This window comes from Mesorhizobium sp. M2A.F.Ca.ET.042.01.1.1, assembly GCF_003997405.1.
Taxonomy (GTDB): Bacteria; Pseudomonadota; Alphaproteobacteria; order Rhizobiales; family Rhizobiaceae; genus Mesorhizobium.
This window is the reverse complement of sequence record NZ_RZRX01000032.1, coordinates 20,586-36,484: the sequence shown is the minus strand read 5'-3', so window position 1 is coordinate 36,484 and position 15,899 is coordinate 20,586. Positions and strand designations below refer to the sequence as shown.

The following is a 15,899-nucleotide window of genomic DNA, read 5'->3' as shown; positions in this document are numbered from 1 at the left end:
CTTCCCTACAATTCTATTCAAATGCCAGCGCCGATTTTTGCTTCGCGGTAAAGCGACTCGACGATGTTGGCCGCCAAGGCGGGGCAATAAGGAGAAGCTAATGAAAAGCGACTTTGCCGCCGCCCACCTGCACCTCGACCGGGCGTGCCATTACCTGCGTGGCGATGATGAAACGAGCCGCGCGGCGCTTCAGGCACTCGACCTTGTGATCGACGCGGTGGCGGCAGCCCAGCATGCCAGGCCGGTGGCCGACGTGCTGCCCTTTCCGCGGCGCGCGAATGGCGGCGTTCCGCCGCTTGCATCCTGACTTATCCGCCTGAAAAGGCGGGAACATTTTGGGCCGGCCACACGTTGTGCTATACGGGGTGTGGCCGGCCTGTTCTTAAGTCGGGATGCGGCCGGCCATGGCGGCGGGAGGCGCATGGCACGATGTCCCAGACGAAGGCCGCAAAATCCACCGACGCGGCCAGAGCCGCGAAATCCATCGAGGCGAACGCGCCGGCAAGATCCACCGAAAAGGCAGCACCGCCCCGCGCTTCCGACACGCTGGCGCTGAAGCTCAGCTCTCCCGAATTCACCACGACGCTGTCGCATTTCCACCGCGCCGAGATCGCGCGCATGGCCGGCTGGCGCGACAGGCTCGACCGCACCAGCAACTGGGCGATCACCGTGGTGGCGGCGATGCTGTCGGTGTCGCTGTCGACGCCTTCCGCGCATCACGGCGTGCTCTTGTTCGCTATGCTCCTGATCACGCTGCTTTTGTGGATAGAGGCGCGGCGCTACCGTTTCTTCGACGTCTACCGCGCCCGTGTGCGGCAGTTCGAGCGCTACTATTTCGCGCAGATCTTTTCGCCGCAGCCGGATTACGCTTCCAACTGGCTGGCCATCCTCGGCGAAGGCCTGCGCTCGCCGCGTTTCCTGATCACGCAGCGCGCGGCCCTGATCCGCCGGCTGCGCCGCAACTACATCTTCATGTACACGATCCTGCTGCTTGCCTGGATCCTCAAGATCACCACGCCGAGCCTGTCGCGCGAAGGCTCGCCGATCGGCTTCGGCGCCTCGCTGGTCGACACATTCCGGGTGGCGACGCTGGGACCCATCCCCGGCATCGTCGTGGTAAGCGGCGTGGCGGCCTGCTATCTCGCGCTGCTCGCCGCCGCCTTCCTCATCCGCGCCGATGACGGCGAGCTGTCCGTCGGTGATGTGCATGTGTGAGGGAAGGAGGGTAGGGTAGTAAGGCAGTAAGGCAGTAAGAAAATCAGGCCACGCGAACACAGCGACTTCCACCCCTATTCGCCTATTCGCCTATTCCCCTACTGCCCTACTGCCCCGCCCGGAACAGCCGCAATCGATTGCCCTCCGGATCGGCGGTCGAAATCACGCCGCCTTCCCTTCTCGCCGGCGCGTCGGCCGCTTCGAGCCTGCGCTGCACGGCGGCGAGCTCCTGCGCCGAGCCAAGCTCGATGGTGAAATGGTCGAGGCCGGCGGCATCGGGCGGCGGTTCGCGCAGCTCGCCGCGCGCCCAGATGTTGAAGGCGATCATATGCGCGCGAAGCTCGGTGCCGCAGTCGAACATGCCGAAGGTCCGGGACTGGATATGCGGCCGGAAGCCGAGCACGCCGAGATAGAATTCCATCAGCGCCTCGGGCGCGCGGGCGCGCAAATGGATGTGGCCGATGAAGGCGTCCCGCGCCATCCTCGGCTCGACATGGCCGGAATTGCCGAGGTCGCGCAGCAGGCCCGACATGTCCAGCGGCTCCAGCCCGGAATGCGCGCTGCCGTCGACGGCAATCAGCGACACGCGGCCGTCGGGCGAGACTTCGCGGCGCAGCAGGCGTTCAGGCGTGTCGAAGCATATCTCGATGCCGTTGCCGGACGGATCGGAGACGTAGAGCGATTCCGAAACGAGGTGGTCCTGAGCGCTGTATCGCAACCCCGACGCCTTGAGGCGAGCGGCCGCATGCGCGAGGTCGCGGCGGGTGGTGACGTGGATGGCGACGTGGAAGAGATCGCGCGACTTCTGCGGCAGGGCGAATTCCGCGCCCGCATGGAGCACGATCAGCGTCCGGCCGCCGGCGCCGAGCTGCGCCAGGACGGCGTCCTCCCCGGCCGGCGCCAGTCCGAGCGTGTCGCGCCAGACGGTCAAGGCGGCCGGAATGTCGGTCACCTTGAGATGGACCGGCCCGAGACGCGTGGCCTGAGACAGCAATCCTTCGTCCATCGTCGTCTGCTCGATTGCGGTCGGTAGATATATTAGCTCCGAATGATATTTATGTCTCGCGCCAAGTTCGGGTTGACCCCTCCCCGGCGGGCGGCGACTATCGCAAAGCAGGCTGTTTTCAGCAGCTCCGAACGAAGCAGGAGGACCTCCCATGGACGACACCGACCACTGGCGCAACATGGCGAGCGCGCCGCGGGACGGCAGCCGCATCCTGGTGACGGTGCGCTCCTCCGAGCAGGGACCGGCCGAGGTCGACATGGCCTATTGGTCGCGTGCCGACCAGTTCGGCGAGGAAGGCTGGCGAGCCTCGGACTCCTCGCCCGGCCGGGTGGTCGAATATGCCGAGCCGGAACTCAGATGCTGGATGCCGCTGCCAAGCGCCGGGCGAGGCTCGATGCCGAGCCCCTGGGAGGGCGAGGACGTGCCGCTGGTGGATGGGGAAGGGATTTAGCGCCGGCATCTCCCTTTCGCTTGTTGGAGAAGGGGGAGCTTTTCACCCCACCGCCACAATCACCTCCCCCGCTTCGACCCTCGCGCCATAGGTACGCAGATTGATACATGGCGGCAGGCGCTTGGCGGCTCCGGTTCGGTAGTCGAAGGCGCCGGCATGTTTCGGGCATTCGACCTCGTAGTCCATCACGAGACCGTCGGCTATATGCACCGCTTCATGCGTGCAGAGCCCGTCGGTACAGAAGACCTCGTCGTCGGGCGAGCGGAAGATGGCGTAAGTCTTGCCGCCATGGTCGAAGCGGCGCGCGCCTTCCTGTTCGATGTCGTCGAGACGGCAAGCTCTCACCCAGTTGGTCATCTTCTTTTCCTTTGCTTTGCGAAGTCGCCTCACCGGAGCGCCGACTCACTCCGCCTCTGATTTTCGGCCCCTTGCGGGATTGCTTAAGTGGGTGCGCAACTAGGCTCTGCGTGGCTGTCTGTGCAGGCGTCACTTCGCGGCAGCGGCGTTGGCACGCGCCTTCTTCTTCTCGTAACGGGCGTCCATGCGCGCGGCGGCTTCCTTACTGCCGTCGTGGAAGGTGCCGAACCAGCGGTCGAACGGGATCAGGCCGTCGCCGTAGTTCACCTCGAAATATTTGTGATGCAGGTAGTGGATGTAGGCGTGGCTATCGACCGACGTGTCCTCGGTCAGCTCGATCTTGTCGAAGCCGACATGGCCGGGAATGGCGCCGAAGCCGGCATAGTGGAGCTGGTAAAGCGCCAGGACCGGATTCGACGGGATGATCAGGTGCCAGAAGGCGACGCCGAGATAGCCGATCTGCTCGACCGGATGCATCGACAGCGACGACCAGGGCGACGGGTTGACCGAATTGTGGTGCACCGAATGCACCCATCTGTAGAGCGGGCCCCAATGGATGGCGCGGTGCAGCAGGAAGAAATGCGTCTCGTGGATGACCGGCACCACCAGCGCCAGCAGGAACAGGTAGAGCGGGTGCTCGGCGAAGGTCAGCCACGGCACGTAGCCATTGGCGTACGCGTAGAGGATCGCCACCTCGATCGCCGTCCAGATCGGCATGCCGGTGCCGAAGGTGCGCAGCATGTTGTCGATGTTCTGGTTCTCGAAGAAGAAGGCCTTGTTCTTCTGCTCCGAGGGCCATTTGCCGTTGTATTTGAAGTGGTTGCCCTGGGCCTTCAAAATGTAGAGTCGAAGCTCGAAGGCGCCGAAGAAGACCAGCAGCGCCGCGCAGTTGACGAGGAACAGCCGCAGGATCCAGCCGACGGAGAGCGTCCTCATCGTCTCGGCGTCGGGCAGCACGTAGCGCCACCAGACAACGGCGGTCAGCGCGAAGAGCAGATTATAGGGCAGGAAATAGCTCGGGAGCCATTTCAGCACCGCCAGCGGGCGCGGCGGAAAGACGAAGAGCGGCGCGGTGCCGGCCGGTTCGTTCGGGGTCCAGTCGCCCCGCTTGTTGCGCGTGCCGAATTGCAAATCGTCCATGATGGGCCTCACAGGGACTGGGCAAGGGTGAGGAAGCGGTCGTAGGCGGCATCGTCCATGTCCACCTGGTGCCTCGCTTCCGGATAGCTGCCTTCGGCGACGTCGCGGCCGAAGGCGCGGAAGGCGGCGATGCGCTTTTCCTGCAGCTCGGCTTCCAAGGTGACGAAGTCGGCATAGCGCTTGGCATGGCGCGGATAGTGACCGGCATGCGTCCCCAGCACATCGCAGGAGAACAGATACTGCGTGTCGCAGGCGCTACCGCAGCCCATGCCCATTGTGATCAGAGGGGTCGAGCGGGTGATATGGTCGGCAAGGCGCACCGGCACGACCTCGACCTCGATGCAGGCGGCGCCCGCATTCTCGAGATCCTTCGCCGCGCGCAGCACCTTGAGCGCTTCCTCGGCGGTGCGGCCGATGGCGCGGAAGTTCGTCCAGGTGGCGCGGTTGGGCACCAGGCCGACATGGCCAGTGACGGGAATGCCCTCCGAGGCCATGGCCTCGATGAAGCGCGGCGAGTGCGATGAATAGATCGCGTCTGCGCCGCGCTTCATCATGGCGAAGCCAAGCCGCACCGCCTCTTCAGGAGAGGCGACCGCGCCATGCGGCATGCCGACGGAGAGGAACGCGTAAGGTGCCGCCTGGCGGATGGCTTCCAGATTATGGTCGGGCTCGCAGGAGAGGATGACGATGTCGCAGGCGACCGCGGCCGCCGCCTCGGCCGGGGTGTCGACATGCAGCTGCAGCCACTTTCTGCTGCCTTTGGCACTCTGCAAATCGTAGGCCGTCAGCCGTCTCGCCACCGATGATCCTCCCGTTTCGCGAGGAGATAACACCGCGCCCCGGTGGGCGCCGCTTGTTCCTTGATCAAATCAGATCAAAGGTTCTCGGCGGTGAAGGTGATGAAGCGGATCGGTGGGTTCTCGACCGGCAGGTCGTGCAAATTGAGCGCGGCGAGCACCAGGTCAATGGCGCGGCGCGCCTGCGCTTCGGGCGCCTGGTCGAGCACGACATCCATCGTGCCCTCGCGCAAGGCCTTGGTGCTGCGCTCGGTGAGTTCATGGCCGACGAAGAAGATATCGCGGCCTCTGCCGTGCTTGCGCAGCACCTTGTTCAGTGCGGTGTTGGCGCCGCCGGCATTGTAGAGGCCGGCAAGGTCGGGCCAGCGCTTCAAGGCCTCGTGCAACTGCTCGGCATTACGATCGCCATCGTCAAAGCCGAAAAGGGCCGCGACCGGCTCGAAGACCCTGTCCTCCTCGATCAGGTAATCGAAGAAGCCGCGCACGCGGTCGCGGTGCACGCGGTAGATCTGACTATGGCAGATCGCGATCACCTTGCCGGGCCGCCGCTGCATCTTGGCCATGAGCAGCCCGGCCATGCGGCCAGCGGCGTAATTGTCGATGCCGACATAGCTGCTCTTGGTGAGGGATATCTGGGTGACGATCTGCACCGTCGGGATGCTTTCCGCCTCGAGCTTGCGCAGCGCCGCGCTCACCAGCGGATGGTCGGGCGCGGCAAGGATCAGCGCCGCGCGACGCATCTCCGGCTCAAGGATGCGTTTGGCGATCGCCGCCGGATTCGTCTCGTCGAGAAAGGTACGGTGCACGGCGATCGAGCGGTCGAGCGTCGCGGCGATGCGCTCAAAGGCGCGGGAAAGACGGGCGAAGAAGGTTGCGTCCGGCCTGACCAGGATCACCTCAATGCGGATGACGCCGCGATGCGCCTCCGGCAGCCGGCGCGGGTAATCCAGCGAACGCGCCGCCGCCACCACCTTCTCGACCGTCTGCGGCCGCACCCCGCCCCTGCCGTTCAGCACGCGCTCGACCGTCGCCGTGCCGACGCCGGCGCGGCGCGCGATTTCGAGGAAGGTGGGCTTTGAGATGGGTAGGCTCCCGGGATGTCAGAACACAAGGTAGCCAGAGGTTGTAAGTTTTCCAAGTTGAGCGTTGGCTTTCCCTCGCGCCCCTCTGCCCGACATCCCCCCACGGGGTAGATTGGCGGTATCGCCGAAGGCGACGTTCCTGCAACCTTCGCCAATTACCGGCGTTTGCCGCCCCTGTTGAAGGCGGCTTCAAGGCTTGAGTGTGAGAGGAGAGCCCTTTTCGGCGCGCCGCCGAGACACTGCCGCGCCAACCCGGGCCACCGCTGCAACAAGCCGAAGCGCGACCCCTTCAAAATCGACAATGGGCATACCTGCCTGCCGATGCTCGCGCTGGCGGTCCAGGTACCGCGACAGGGCGATATCCTGCCGAAACGGCGCGCCGATGTCCTGTTCGCCGGGTCGGTCGGCGTCATGCCAAAATGGCCATTCGCTTGGGCGTTGCACGGCATCCTCCTGAATCAGTATCCAGTGCGGACAATCTGCCCAGGGGCCGTGAGAGACGCGGAGCAATTGGCGTGATGAAATCGTGAAAACGACCACCCGCATGAGATCGCGGTTGAATTAGCAACCGCTAAGCGAAAGAATTGGCTCGATCACAGTCGGGGTGGCTTCCGATGACGGCGCCGCATCTTCACCTGCTGGGCGGTTTCGACTTTGCCGGCGTCGGGGTGAAGGCTCCCGCCTTCAGCCGCAAAGCGCGCGGCATGGTGGCCTATCTTGCGCTGCAGGCCGGCCAGGCGCAGTCGCGCGAGAAGCTGGCCGCGCTGCTGTGGAGCCTCAATGGCGAGGCCCAGGCGCGGATGAGCCTGAGGCAGGCGGTCTCTTCCGTCCGCAAAGCCATGAGCGTCACCGGCGGCGGCCGCTTCCTGACTGATGGCGCGAACATCGCCCTTCACCTCGACGATTTCGATTTCGACGTGGCGCGCTTCGAGGCGCTGGCGGCGAGTACCGCGACTGAGGATCTCGAACGGGCCGTGGCGGTCTATCGCGGCGACCTGCTCGACGGGCTCGGCCTGCGAGAAGAGCCGTTCGAGGAATGGCTGCGGGTCGAGCGTGAGCGCCTGCGGGCGATCGTCGTGTCCGCGCTGGACAGGCTCATCATTCACTACACGGCTGCCGGTGATCCGGCTTCTTGCATACGGGCCGCCCTGCGCCTGGTGGCGATGGAGCCGCTGCGCGAGGATGCCCACCGCGCCCTGATGCGAAGCTACGCGGCGCAAGGGCGCATCAATCTCGCGCTGAAGCAGTATGAGCTCTGCCGCGACGCGCTGCAGCGCGAGCTGCGGCTGATGCCGGAAGGCGAAACCCGGCACCTGCATGAGGATCTGCGCGCCCGCCGCACCGCGTCCCCTGCCCGGCCCCCGGCTTCGAGCGCCGACCCCGATGCCGCGCGACCGCCCACCCGCTATGTCAAATCGTCTGGCGTCAACATCGCCTATCAGATCACGGGCGATGGGCCGGTCGACCTCGTCTATGTGCCGGGCTGGGTCTCCAATCTCGACCTTGCCTGGGGATCACCGCGCTTCGCGCATGTGCTGAAGCGGCTCGGCTCCTTCTCGCGACTGATCCGTATCGACAAGCGCGGCACCGGCCTCTCTGACCGCAATGTCGGCCTGCCGACGCTGGAGCAACGCATGGAAGACGTGCGCGCCGTGCTGGACGCGGTCGGCTCGAATCGCACGGTGCTGTTCGGCAGCTCCGAAGGCGGACCGATGTGCATCCTGTTTGCCGCCACCTATCCGGAGCGCACCGCGGCCATGGTGCTCACTGGAGCTTATGCGAGAGGCACATGGTCGAAGGACTACCCCTGGGCCCGAACGGTTGATGAGGTGCAACAGGATATCGACACCGTCGAGCGACAATGGGGCGAGCCGGCCGACATGCGCAACGCCGCGCCCAGCCTGATCGACAACATGGTCGAGCGCGAGTGGTTCGCCGCCTATCTCAGGAATTCAGCCTCGCCGGCGGACGCGGTCGCGCTCTGGCGCTGGGGCACCGAGATCGATGTGCGCGATATCCTGCCGGCGATCCATGTCCCGACGCTGGTGCTGCAGAGAACCGGCGACCGGTGGGTGAGGCCGGAGGAAGGACGCTATCTAGCGGCGCATATCGAAGACGCCAGATATGTCGAGCTTGCCGGCCGGGACCACGTAATCTGGGGCGAAGGCTGCGACGGCCTGATCGACGAGATCAGGGATTTCGTGACCGGCGCGCTGCCGGCGGTGCGAGCGGAAAGGGTGCTGATATCGGTACTGGCGCTCGCCATCGACGGCGCGGCCGACGACGCGAAGGCCTCAGAGCGGGCAGACATCATTCGCGACGAATTGCTGCTTGGCGGCGGCACGGAAATCAGGCGGTCGCGAGGCAGGCTGCTCGCGGCGTTCCAACGGCCGACGCGCTCGATCGAATGCGCGATGGCCATCGCCAACCGCCTGAAGCCATGCGGCCTCGAGGTGCGCGCGGCGATTCACATCGGCGAGTGCGAGACGCGCGGCGGGGATTTTTCCGGCATCGCGATCGAGGTCACGTCGCGGCTTCTGGATCATGGCCGGCCGGGCCAGATCATCGCATCGCGAACAATGCGCGACCTGGTCGTCGGCTCCGGCCTGACCTTCGAGGTACAAGGCGAGATGAAAGCGAGCGGCCTGCCGGGCGCGCTCCAGTATTTTGCCGTCACCGGCGTGCCAGGCCCCTGACCTTCGTTTCAGAACAAAAACGCCGCCGTAGCCGGATCGGGACCGGTGCGGCCGTCGGCGGAATCCAGGCCACGAATGGTCTGCATGTCGTCCGCGTCGAGCTCGAAATCGAAGACGTCGAAATTGCCGGCGATGCGCTCCTGGTGGATCGACTTCGGGATGACGATCAGCCCTTCCTGCAAATGCCAGCGGATGATCACCTGCGCCACCGACTTGCCGTGCTTCTTCGCCAGCTTCTCCAGCGTCGGGTCGGAAAGCAGCCGGCCGCTGCCCAGCGGGCTCCAGCTCTCGATATGGATGTCGTGCTTCTTGTGGAAATCGCGCTTGTCGCGCTGCTGGAAGCGCGGATGCAGCTCGATCTGGTTGACGACGGGCGTCACGCCGGTCTCGCCGATGATGCGCTCCAGATGATCCTGGTTGAAGTTGGACACGCCGACCGACTTGATGCGGCCGGCTTGCTGCAGCTCGACCAGCGTCTTCCAGGCCTCGACATATTTGTTCTGGCTGGGCACCGGCCAATGGATCAGGAACAGATCGATCCGGTCGATGCCGAGTTTCTGCATCGTGTCGTCGAAGGCGCGCAACGCCGCGTCGCGCTGATGCGCGCCGTTGCGCAGCTTGGAGGTGATGAAGAGCTCGTTCCTCGCCACGCCCGCCGCGCGGATCGCCTCGCCGACGCCTTCCTCGTTGCGGTAGCCCTCGGCGGTGTCGATCAGCCGGTAGCCGGCCTCGATGCCCCAGCGCACGACCTTTGCGGTGATGTCGGGATCGACCTGCCACACACCGAGCCCGATCTGCGGGATGGTCGAGCCGTCGTTGAGTTTGAGCTGTTCGGGCATGGGAGATTCCTTTTGGGAGCGAAGGGGTGCCGACTATGTAGGCCCTTGCTCTGAAATGACGAGTTGATCTCCGCAAAAAATGACGAAGCCGGCAGAGAGGAGACTGGGCGCAGGTGACTCGCGCGCTCTCCTTCTCCCCTTGTGGGAGAAGGTGGATCGGCGCGCAGCGCAGAGACGGATGAGGGGTGTTCCAGCGGAGTGAGACGTTGACTTTCCCTGGAGCCCCCCCTCATCCGTCGCCTTCGGCGACACCTTCTCCCACAAGGCGAGAAGGAGGAGCTTCAGCCCCTCGCCCCGAACCGCAGCCCATCCATCAAGAGCTTCACCAGCCGTCCTGAGCGCTCGCGCCAGTCGGGCGTGTTGGGCGCGGAGTAGATGCCGCCGAGCGCATGCATGACATCGGAGGCGTCGACGTCGGCGCGGATTTTTCCCGCGGCGGCAGCGGCCTGGACCAGGCTTCGCATGGCGCCGGAGACGCGGCCCGATGTGTCGGAGAACAGCGTCGAATTGGCGGTGAGCAAAAGGCGCAGACTGGTGGCGAGGCCGCGCTTGGTGGCGATGTAGTCGACGAAGCGCTGCATCCAGAGCTCCAGCGCGACATCGGCCGGATGCTCGCGGGCAAGTTCGTCAGCGGCGTGGCAGAGGCCTTCCACCTCGCGGCGGTAGACCACCTCGACCAGATGCTCGCGCGTCGGGAAATGCCGGTAGAGCGTGCCGATGCCGACTCCTGCCCGCTTGGCGATCTCCTCCAGCGAGGCGTCGACGCCGTCCCTGGCAAACATCTGCGCCGCCACTTCGACCAGCCTGTCGCGGTTGCGTTGCGCATCGGCGCGCAGCGGCTTTGGCGCCGGCGCATCGCGCGTCGCTTCAGCGATCATTTCGGGCTCGGGCACTTTTTTCCACCAAAGCAATATGGGGGGTTGAACCATGACTGGCCAGACCCCAGCTAAATAAACGGAGGCACCTCCGTTTTAGTGGAGTGCTTTTATCATATAACCAGGGGAAGCGTTATGTCACGTGCTGAAGGGCTGAAAGCTTGCCCTGCCCGCTGGAGCGCGGCGCGTATAATCTCCCCCATCGAGGGGGAGATGTCGCCAAAGGCGACAGAGGGGGTCGTCTCGCGTGAAGCGCCGGCGTGTTACGCAACGCGCAATGGCGTCGGCGTTTTACGTGAGACGACCCCTTCTGACCGCTTCGCGGCCATCTCCCCCTCAAGGGGGGAGAGAAGCCGGCGCTCACCCTTGCCCCTAACCCCCCAAGCCCCATTTCCATCCGCTCAAGCGTCCAGCAATCGGAGCCCGACGCCCCATGAATGACCAAGTCACCATCAGTCCCACCACGCTTTCTGTCCATCTCACCATCAACGGCCGCGACCAAGCGCTGGAGATCGAGCCGCGCGTGACGCTGCTCGACGCGCTGCGCGAGCGGCTCGCGCTGACCGGCACCAAGAAAGGCTGCGACCAGGGCCAGTGCGGCGCTTGTACCGTCCATGTCGACGGCGAGCGCGTGCTCGCCTGCCTGACCTTGGCCGCCCAGGTCGAAGGCCGCGAGATCACCACCATCGAAGGCCTGGCCGACCAGGACGGCACGCTCAACGCCGTGCAGGCCGCCTTCCTCGAACAGGACGCCTTCCAGTGCGGCTATTGCACGCCGGGGCAGATCATGTCGGCGGTGGCCTGCATCCGCGAGGGCCATGCCGGTTCCGACGAGGAGATCCGCGAATACATGGCCGGCAATCTCTGCCGCTGCGGCGCCTATCCAAACATCGTCGCCGCCGTCCGCCAGGCCGCACAGGAGCTGCGCTCATGAGAGACTTTTCCTACTTCCGCGCCGACAGTATCGAGGCCGCCCGTAGTGCGGCCGCCCTGCCCGGCGCGATGCTGCTTGCCGGCGGCACGACGCTGATCGACCTCGCCAAATGCGGCGTAGCCGAACCGTCGACCGTGATCGACATCAGCCATATCGAAGGGCTCGACGCCATCGACGTGACCGCCGACCGCGCCGTCATCGGCGCGCTGGCCAGGATGAGCCATGTCGCCGACAACCCGCACGTGAAGAGCCTCTTCCCGGCCGTATCGGAAGCGTTGTGGCAGGCCGCTTCGGCGCAACTGCGCAACATGGCGACCATCGGCGGCAATCTGATGCAGCGCACGCGCTGCCCCTACTTCCGTGATCCCGCCAACTTCCCGGCCTGCAACAAGCGCGCGCCGGGCAGCGGCTGCTCTGCGATCGGCGGCGTGACGCGCGGCCATGCGGTGCTTGGCGTGAGCGAAGCCTGCATCGCCACCTATCCAGGGGATCTCGCGGTGGCGCTCGTCGCCTTCGACGCCGAGGTCGATCTCGGCGAGCGCAGGCTCAAGGTCGAGGATTTCTTCCTTGCGCCGGGCGCCACCGCCGAGCAGGAGCACGACATCCGCCCCGGCGAGGTGATCACGGCGATCGAGATCCCCGGCTCGGCCGCCACCAGGCGCTCGACCTACATCAAGGTGCGCGACCGCCAGTCCTATGAATTCGCCGCGGCCAGTGCCGCCGTCGGGCTGGAGCTCGAAAGCGACGGCCGTACCGTGCGTGACATACGTGTGGCACTTGGCGGCGTCGCGACGAAGCCGTGGCGGGTCCGCGCCGTCGAGGACGCGCTAAGGGGCAAGGCGCTCGACGAAGACATCGTCCGCAAGGCGAGCGAGCTCGCCATGGAGGGCGCCGTCGACCACGGCGCCAACCACTACAAGATCGCATTGGCGCCGCGCGTGATCGCGCGCGCCATCCTCGAATTGGGAGAGACGGCATGACCGCTCATGACATGAAGCACGCCGCGTCGGACAGCGCGCGCCTCGAAGCGGTGGGCGGAAGGCTGTCGCGCGTCGACGGCCCGGCCAAGATCACGGGCGCGGCAAAGTACGCCTTCGAGCAGCAGCTCGAAGGGCTGACGCATGCAGTGCTGGTCGGCGCGACAATCGCCGCCGGCAAGGTCTCGGCCATCGACAGCCGCGCGGCCGAGACCGCGCCGGGCGTGCTTGCCGTGCTCACGCCCGACACGATCATGGAACTGAAGGGCGCTTCCGACTGGTTGGGCAACCCGCCGTCGCAGCCGACCTACAACCCCCTCGCCCGCGAGGTCACCTATTCCGGCCAGCACATCGCGGCGGTGGTGGCCGAGACCTTCGAGCAGGCGGTCGCAGCCGCGGCGCTGGTCAAGGTCTGGTATGACGAGACGCCAGCCATCGTCGATCTCAGCGACGGCAAGGCCGGCGACGGCATCCCGATCGACGCCATGACCAAGGAATGGGGCGATGCTGAAGCCGCCTTCGCCGCCGCCCCGGTGCGCATCTGCGCGGCATACAACACGCCGCGCGAATTCCAGGCGGCGATGGAGCCGCATGGGCTGATCGCGCGCTGGGAGGGCGACGAACTGACCATCTGGGAGCCGAGCCAATGGCTGGACGGGATGGCGCGCACCTATGCCGAGTGGTTCGGCGTACCGTTCGAGAATGTGCGGCTGGTCTCGCCCTATATCGGCGGCGGCTTCGGGTCGAAGGCGCTGGCGCTGGCGCACAGCGCGGTGGCGGCGGCCGCGGCCAAGATGCTGGGGCGGCCGGTGAAGTTGGTGCTCAACCGTCCGCAGAATTTCACCTCCTATGGCGGCCGCGCCGCGACGCGGCAAACGGTGGCGATCGGTGCCGACAGGGATGGCAGGATCCAGTCGATCGTGCATCGCGGCGTCAACGAGACCGCGGTCGACGGCATGTGGGTCGAGCCGCTCGGCTCCGTCACCTCGATCATGTACGCCACGCCGAATTTCTCCTCGAAGCAGAATGTGGTGCTGATCAACACGGTGGTGCCGGGAGCCAAGCGCGCGCCGGGCGAGAACCCCAGCGCCTTCGGCATCGAATGCGCCATCGACGAGCTTGCCTATGAGCTTTGGCTGAATCCGCTGGAGATGCGGCTGATCAATTATGCCGAACAGGATCCGCACGCGAAGAAGGCGTGGTCGACACGCCAGTTGCGCGAAGCCTTTGCAGCAGGAGCGGAAGCCTTCGGCTGGGCGAAGCGCTCGGCGGCGCCGCGCTCGATGCGGGACGGCCATCAGCTCATCGGCTGGGGCATGGCGGCCGGCACCTATCCGGTGCGGCGCGCCCATGGCGAGGCGGTGGTGAAGATCCTTGCCGACGGTTCGGTGGTGGTCGAAAGCTCCTCCATCGACATGGGACAGGGCACATACACGATCCTGGCGCAGACGGCGGCCGAGACGCTCGGCGTGCCGGTGGAACGCGTGTCGGTGAAGCTCGGGGATTCCCACTTCGCCCGCGCGGGCGTCACCGGCGGCTCGCGCCTGGCCGGCGTCATGACCGGCGCCGTCCACAAAGCGGCCGGCCAGGCGCTGGACGAGCTGATCGGCCTGGCGCTGTCCGATCCGCGCTCGCCGTTCCAGAAGCTGCAGGCGAACACGCTGCAAGTGCGGGACGGCCGTATCGCCTCGCCGCGCGGCGAAGGGCCGGAGCTGTCGATCGCCGAGTTCATGAGCACCGTCGGGCGCGACCGAATCGAAGCCAAGGGCGACACGCTGCCGGCTACCACGACAGCGGAGGAGCGCTACGCGAACTACACGACCATCGCCAAGTCGATCCCTCACACCGAGGGCGACTGGTCGCGCCATTCCTGGTGCGCGCATTTCGTCGAGGTGCGGGTGGATGAGGATTTCGGCACGGTGCGCGTGTCGCGCGTGGTGTCGGCGCTGGACTCGGGCCGGCTCTACAACCCCAAGCTGGCGGAAAGCCAGTGGAAGGGCGGCATCATCATGGGCATCGGCCAGGCCTTGCTCGAGGAAGGCATCGTCGACCGACGCCACGGCCGCATCGTCAACGGCAATTTCGCCGATTACATGCTGCCGACCAATGCCGACATTCCCGACATCCAGACGATCTCGGTCGGCATCCCCGACCCGCACTCCTCCGCCCTCGGCGGCAAAGGGGTTGGGGAACTGGCGATCGTGGGGATCGCGCCGGCGATTGCCAACGCGGTGTTCCACGCGACGGGGAAAAGGGTAAGGGATCTGCCGATCACGCTGGAGAAGTTGATCTGAGGGTGGCCTAATCTCCCCCCTTGAGGGGGAGATGTCGCCGGAGGCGACAGAGGGGGTCGCCGCGCGTGGAACGCCGACGCCGCGCTCGGCGAGAGACAACGCTGGCGCTCTATGTGAGACGACCCCCTCTGCCCTGCCGGGCATCTCCCCCTCAAGGGGGGAGATCAGCGCTCAGCCGCTTTCGCCAATCTCCGACGTCTGCCCTTCCTACCAATCCAATCCGAACACCAGCTTGCCGAAATGCAGGCCGCCGGCGGCCATGTGGGTATAGGCTTCGGTCGCCTCTTCTTGCGAAAACACCTTGTCGACGACCGGCTCGATCCGGGCGGCGCCGATGGCCCGCGCCGCGTCCTTGAGGTCGGACACCGATCCGGTGTTGTTGCCCACCACCTTCAGCGCCTTGATGATGATCGGCAGCAGGTCGACCGTCGCCTCGGCGCCGGTGACGAAGCCGATGGTGAACAGCGTGCCGCCGGGCGCGGTGGCGTTGACGGCTCGGGCGAAGGTGGCGGCGCCGCCTGTCTCGACGATGAGGTCGGCGCCGAGGCCATCGGTCAATTCCAGCACCTTGCCGTCCCAGTCCGGCGTCGAGCGGTAGTTGATCAGGTGATCGGCGCCGAGCGCCCTGGCCCGCTCCAGCTTCTCGTCCGAGGACGAAGTGATGATCACGGTGGCGCCGGCCGCCTTGGCGAGCTGCAGCGTGAAGATTGAGACGCCGCCGGTGCCGAGCAGCACGACGACGGAGCCCGGTCCGACATCGGCGGCGCGGATCGCATTCCAGGCGGTGGTGCCGGCGATGGGCAGCGTGGAGGCCGCCTCGAAGGAAAGATGCGCCGGCACCGGCACGATGGAATTGGCCGGCAGGGCGACATATTCGGCGAGCGATCCGGGCAGCGAGATGCCGCGCATCTCCCTCATCTCGTAGGGCCGCGGCCGGCCGCCGATCCAGCGCGGCTTGGCATGGGCGACGACGCGGTCGCCAACGGCCAAGGTGGTCACGCCCTCGCCGAGCGCGACGATCTCGCCGGCGCCATCGGCGACAGGTATGAGCGGGAAAACCGGTCCGGGATAGTTGCCGCTCGCCACGGCGACGTCGACGAAATTCAGGCTCGCAGCGCGCTGGCGGATCAGCACCTCGCCGCGCTGCGGTTCGGGCGTGGCGACGCTGGCGGCGCGGAAGGCGTCGAGCCTGGGCTGGGTGAGTTCGATGGCTTTCATGGCTTCACTCCGTGGATC

The 15,899-nt window shown here is 66.0% G+C and carries 16 protein-coding genes; 7 read left to right on the top strand and 9 right to left on the bottom strand.

All coding sequences use genetic code 11. The features are described 5' to 3' along the window. The first annotated feature begins 100 nt into the window (after window positions 1–100). Both EOA23_RS07540 and EOA23_RS07535 read left to right on the top strand, forming a co-directional pair. Window positions 101–307, top strand: a complete 207-nt coding sequence (locus tag EOA23_RS07540) for a hypothetical protein (protein WP_126061490.1) — start codon at window positions 101–103, stop codon at window positions 305–307. 122 nt (window positions 308–429) lie between these two features. After that, window positions 430–1,215, top strand: coding sequence for a DUF2270 domain-containing protein (locus EOA23_RS07535; RefSeq protein ID WP_127303445.1), 786 nt, complete (start codon window positions 430–432; stop codon window positions 1,213–1,215). A 106-nt stretch (window positions 1,216–1,321) separates the two neighbouring features. Here EOA23_RS07535 and EOA23_RS07530 read toward each other — a convergent pair whose 3' ends face one another. Beyond that, window positions 1,322–2,221, bottom strand: coding sequence for a VOC family protein (locus EOA23_RS07530; RefSeq protein WP_127303444.1), 900 nt, complete (start codon window positions 2,219–2,221; stop codon window positions 1,322–1,324). 151 nt (window positions 2,222–2,372) lie between these two features. Here EOA23_RS07530 and EOA23_RS07525 point away from each other — a divergent pair, with 151 nt between their 5' ends. Further along, complete coding sequence (locus EOA23_RS07525) at window positions 2,373–2,672, top strand: hypothetical protein (RefSeq protein ID WP_095820718.1); 300 nt, start codon at window positions 2,373–2,375, stop codon at window positions 2,670–2,672. 42 nt (window positions 2,673–2,714) lie between these two features. Here EOA23_RS07525 and EOA23_RS07520 read toward each other — a convergent pair whose 3' ends face one another. The 5 genes from EOA23_RS07520 to EOA23_RS07500 form a co-directional block, all read right to left on the bottom strand. Then, the gene (locus EOA23_RS07520; protein ID WP_127303443.1) at window positions 2,715–3,029 is read right to left on the bottom strand and encodes a MocE family 2Fe-2S type ferredoxin; all 315 of its coding nucleotides are present in this window, start codon (window positions 3,027–3,029) and stop codon (window positions 2,715–2,717) included. 129 nt (window positions 3,030–3,158) lie between these two features. Further along, window positions 3,159–4,169: a sterol desaturase family protein gene (locus EOA23_RS07515; RefSeq protein ID WP_127303442.1), complete on the bottom strand. Its 1,011-nt coding sequence runs from the start codon at window positions 4,167–4,169 to the stop codon at window positions 3,159–3,161. Between the two features lie 8 nt (window positions 4,170–4,177). Beyond that, window positions 4,178–4,969: a 3-methyl-2-oxobutanoate hydroxymethyltransferase gene (locus tag EOA23_RS07510; RefSeq protein WP_127303441.1), complete on the bottom strand. Its 792-nt coding sequence runs from the start codon at window positions 4,967–4,969 to the stop codon at window positions 4,178–4,180. A 74-nt stretch (window positions 4,970–5,043) separates the two neighbouring features. Next, window positions 5,044–6,048, bottom strand: coding sequence for a LacI family DNA-binding transcriptional regulator (locus tag EOA23_RS07505; RefSeq protein WP_127303440.1), 1,005 nt, complete (start codon window positions 6,046–6,048; stop codon window positions 5,044–5,046). Window positions 6,049–6,237: 189 nt separating this feature from the next. Beyond that, complete coding sequence (locus EOA23_RS07500; RefSeq protein ID WP_127303439.1) at window positions 6,238–6,492, bottom strand: hypothetical protein; 255 nt, start codon at window positions 6,490–6,492, stop codon at window positions 6,238–6,240. A gap of 170 nt (window positions 6,493–6,662) precedes the next feature. Between EOA23_RS07500 and EOA23_RS07495 the strand changes: the two genes are divergently transcribed. Next, complete coding sequence (locus tag EOA23_RS07495) at window positions 6,663–8,744, top strand: alpha/beta fold hydrolase (RefSeq protein ID WP_127303438.1); 2,082 nt, start codon at window positions 6,663–6,665, stop codon at window positions 8,742–8,744. 8 nt (window positions 8,745–8,752) lie between these two features. Here the strand turns inward: EOA23_RS07495 and EOA23_RS07490 are convergent, their stop codons facing one another. Then, window positions 8,753–9,583 carry an aldo/keto reductase gene (locus tag EOA23_RS07490; RefSeq protein WP_127303437.1) on the bottom strand — a complete coding sequence of 277 codons (831 nt, stop codon included), beginning with the start codon at window positions 9,581–9,583 and terminating at the stop codon, window positions 8,753–8,755. Between the two features lie 281 nt (window positions 9,584–9,864). After that, entirely contained in the window at window positions 9,865–10,461 is a 597-nt protein-coding gene (locus EOA23_RS07485) for a TetR/AcrR family transcriptional regulator (protein ID WP_127303448.1), read from the bottom strand. Window positions 10,462–10,891: 430 nt separating this feature from the next. Here EOA23_RS07485 and EOA23_RS07480 point away from each other — a divergent pair, with 430 nt between their 5' ends. Genes EOA23_RS07480 through EOA23_RS07470 form a run of 3 tightly spaced genes read left to right on the top strand, consistent with a single transcriptional unit; the run spans window position 10,892 to window position 14,663 of the window. Beyond that, window positions 10,892–11,392, top strand: coding sequence for a (2Fe-2S)-binding protein (locus tag EOA23_RS07480; protein ID WP_189341535.1), 501 nt, complete (start codon window positions 10,892–10,894; stop codon window positions 11,390–11,392). Beyond that, window positions 11,389–12,372, top strand: a complete 984-nt coding sequence (locus EOA23_RS07475; protein WP_127303436.1) for a xanthine dehydrogenase family protein subunit M — start codon at window positions 11,389–11,391, stop codon at window positions 12,370–12,372. Before EOA23_RS07480 ends, EOA23_RS07475 begins: the two co-directional genes overlap by 4 nt. Beyond that, entirely contained in the window at window positions 12,369–14,663 is a 2,295-nt protein-coding gene (locus tag EOA23_RS07470; protein ID WP_127303435.1) for a xanthine dehydrogenase family protein molybdopterin-binding subunit, read from the top strand. Before EOA23_RS07475 ends, EOA23_RS07470 begins: the two co-directional genes overlap by 4 nt. Window positions 14,664–14,870: 207 nt before the next feature. On the opposite strand, the gene EOA23_RS07465 is transcribed toward EOA23_RS07470, so the two are convergent. After that, window positions 14,871–15,881 (bottom strand): NAD(P)-dependent alcohol dehydrogenase, encoded by a 1,011-nt coding sequence (locus EOA23_RS07465; protein ID WP_127303434.1) that lies wholly within the window; start codon window positions 15,879–15,881, stop codon window positions 14,871–14,873. Between the last annotated feature and the right edge of the window lie 18 nt (window positions 15,882–15,899).

Coding starts and splice junctions, on each gene's coding strand:
- EOA23_RS07540 (WP_126061490.1), top strand. CDS start 101: ATGAAAAGCGACTTTGCCGCCGCCCACCTGCACCTCGACCGGGCGTGC.
- EOA23_RS07535 (WP_127303445.1), top strand. CDS start 430: ATGTCCCAGACGAAGGCCGCAAAATCCACCGACGCGGCCAGAGCCGCG.
- EOA23_RS07530 (WP_127303444.1), bottom strand. CDS start 2,221: ATGGACGAAGGATTGCTGTCTCAGGCCACGCGTCTCGGGCCGGTCCAT.
- EOA23_RS07525 (WP_095820718.1), top strand. CDS start 2,373: ATGGACGACACCGACCACTGGCGCAACATGGCGAGCGCGCCGCGGGAC.
- EOA23_RS07520 (WP_127303443.1), bottom strand. CDS start 3,029: ATGACCAACTGGGTGAGAGCTTGCCGTCTCGACGACATCGAACAGGAA.
- EOA23_RS07515 (WP_127303442.1), bottom strand. CDS start 4,169: ATGGACGATTTGCAATTCGGCACGCGCAACAAGCGGGGCGACTGGACC.
- EOA23_RS07495 (WP_127303438.1), top strand. CDS start 6,663: ATGACGGCGCCGCATCTTCACCTGCTGGGCGGTTTCGACTTTGCCGGC.
- EOA23_RS07490 (WP_127303437.1), bottom strand. CDS start 9,583: ATGCCCGAACAGCTCAAACTCAACGACGGCTCGACCATCCCGCAGATC.
- EOA23_RS07485 (WP_127303448.1), bottom strand. CDS start 10,461: ATGATCGCTGAAGCGACGCGCGATGCGCCGGCGCCAAAGCCGCTGCGC.
- EOA23_RS07480 (WP_189341535.1), top strand. CDS start 10,892: ATGAATGACCAAGTCACCATCAGTCCCACCACGCTTTCTGTCCATCTC.
- EOA23_RS07475 (WP_127303436.1), top strand. CDS start 11,389: ATGAGAGACTTTTCCTACTTCCGCGCCGACAGTATCGAGGCCGCCCGT.
- EOA23_RS07470 (WP_127303435.1), top strand. CDS start 12,369: ATGACCGCTCATGACATGAAGCACGCCGCGTCGGACAGCGCGCGCCTC.
- EOA23_RS07465 (WP_127303434.1), bottom strand. CDS start 15,881: ATGAAAGCCATCGAACTCACCCAGCCCAGGCTCGACGCCTTCCGCGCC.